A 2,177-nucleotide genomic window follows, 5' to 3' on the forward strand; every position below is an offset into this window, starting at 1 on the left:
CTTGTGAAGCCGTAAAGAATCAAGGTGCTGCTTTACAGGTGCGGGCTCGTTGTCTGGGTATGGCGGTTCCGGAGGACATCTGTTCCCAACTTCAGTGCAGGTTCTTGGTGTTGTTGCCGCATCTGAACGAGCGGCAGCGGCGTCTGGCCTTGGCTACCGAGGCCCGGCTGATCGGGCATGGCGGCGTACGGACGGTGGCGAGGATCGCGCAGGTCAGCGAGACGACCGTGCGTCGTGGAGTGTTGGAGCTGGAAGCGGGGACCGGGCCACTGCCGGGCGGCCGGGTGCGTGCGCCAGGCGGGGGTCGCAAGCGGACCGAAGCCAACGATCCCGCCCTGCTCAAAGCCTTGTTGGGCCTGGTCGAGCCGGACGAGCGGGGTGATCCGATGTCACCGCTGCGGTGGACGACGAAGTCGCTGCGGAACCTGGCCGAGGAGTTGACCCGGCAGGGGCACCCGGTGTCCGCGCCGACGGTGGGGCGGCTGCTCAAGCAGGAGGGCTTCAGTCTGCAAGCGAATGTGAAGACCCTTGAGGGCTCCCAACATCCCGACCGGGATGCCCAGTTCCGCTACATCAACGAGCAGGTGAAACAGCACCAGGGCGACGGCGAGCCGGTGATCAGCGTGGACACGAAGAAGCGGGAGCAGATCGGACGGCTGCCGATGGCCGGCCGGGAGTGGCGTCCCAAGGGCGAGCCGGTCGAGGTGGAGGACCACCACTTCTTCTTCAGTGGCCCGGATGTTCAGCAGGCGATCCCGTACGGAATCTACGACATCGCCCGCAACACCGGCTGGGTCAACGTGGGTGTCGATCACGACACTTCAGTCTTCGCGGTCGAGTCCATCCGCCGCTGGTGGCGCTGTCGCGGCAGCCTCGACTACCCGAAGGCGTCACGGCTGCTGATCACCTCGGACGCAGGCGGCTCCAACGGCTACCGCTACCGGGTCTGGAAAAGCGAACTGGCTGCCCTGGCAGCCGAGACCGGACTGACAATCACGGTGTGTCACTTTCCTCCAGGCACAAGTAAATGGAACAAAATCGAGCACCGGCTGTTCTCCCACATCACCCACAGCTGGCGTGGCAGGCCGTTGACCAGCCATGAAGTCGTCATTGAGACGATCGCCGCCACTCGGACCCGGGCCGGTCTGCGCGTCGAGGCCCATCTGGATCCCGGCGACTACCCCACCGGCATCGCGATCAGCAAAGACCGCTTCGCCGCGCTGCCGCTGGTCCGGCACGCGGTCCACGGTCAGTGGAACTATGCCCTGCTGCCCGAGTCCTCCACGCCGCAGGCTCTGCCCACCAGCGAGGCGCACGGCGTTTCCGGCCGGCGCTGCGAGCTTCTGACTCGACTGACGGACCCCCGTCTGACCGGGCTGAGCAGCGCGGAACTCAGCGATCTATGCGCCGAGTTGGCCCCGATGCAGGCCGCCCGGTCCCAGGAACGCTACAGTGAGCAGCGCGGTGGCCGGGCCCGGCGCGCCACCGGCAATCAGCGGGCCAAGCCGCTGTTCGACGACGGCGCCCGTGTGACGCTCACGCTCCTCTACCAGCGGCAAGTGTGCTCGATGAAGCTGCTGGCCGACATGCTCGAGGTCACTCCGGAATGCATCGGCCACCTCGTCGCCGAGACCCGCCGGGTCCTGGAGGACCACGGCCATCAGCCCGGATACGCCCCCAGCCGGTTCACCACGTCGGACGCGCTGATGTCCTTCCTCGACACCGACAAAACCCCACCCCGCACCCGGATCATGGAGAGTCTGTCCCACCCACGGCTTACCGGCATGTCCCGCACGGACCTGGATGCACTCACTCGCCGCCTCGCCCCACGCCAGCTCGCGCAGGTCGAACGAGCCTCCTACCAGCGCCGGGGCGCCGATCGCCAGCCGGGCAGCCGGGGCGGCGTCTTCCCCCAGAAGCTCGGTGACAGAGAGCGCGTCGTGGTCGCCCTGCTCTACCTGCGGAAACTGTGCACCCTGGACGTCCTCGCCGACGCGTTGGGGGACGTGAGCAGGTCCTCGATCGGGAACGTCGTCCGCGAGATCCGGCCCCTGCTTACAGAAGGCGGACTCCTCCCACCCCCGGCTGCCACCCGCTACCGCACCGCCCCCGATCTCCTCGCCGCCACGGACGAGCAAACCAACACACCGACAAGTTGATTCTTTACGGCTTCTGTG

At 67.0% G+C, this 2,177-nt stretch carries 1 protein-coding gene; it reads left to right on the forward strand.

The window, feature by feature from the left end; all coding sequences use genetic code 11:
• Positions 1-59 precede the first annotated feature (59 nt).
• Entirely contained in the window at positions 60-2,159 is a 2,100-nt protein-coding gene (locus tag ACIQVL_RS51520; RefSeq protein ID WP_403479313.1) for an ISAzo13 family transposase, read from the forward strand.
• Positions 2,160-2,177 lie beyond the last annotated feature (18 nt).

This window comes from Streptomyces sp. NPDC090499, assembly GCF_044769305.1.
Classification (GTDB): domain Bacteria; phylum Actinomycetota; class Actinomycetes; order Streptomycetales; family Streptomycetaceae; genus Streptomyces.

Coding starts and splice junctions, on each gene's coding strand:
- ACIQVL_RS51520 (WP_403479313.1), top strand. CDS start 60: ATGGCGGTTCCGGAGGACATCTGTTCCCAACTTCAGTGCAGGTTCTTG.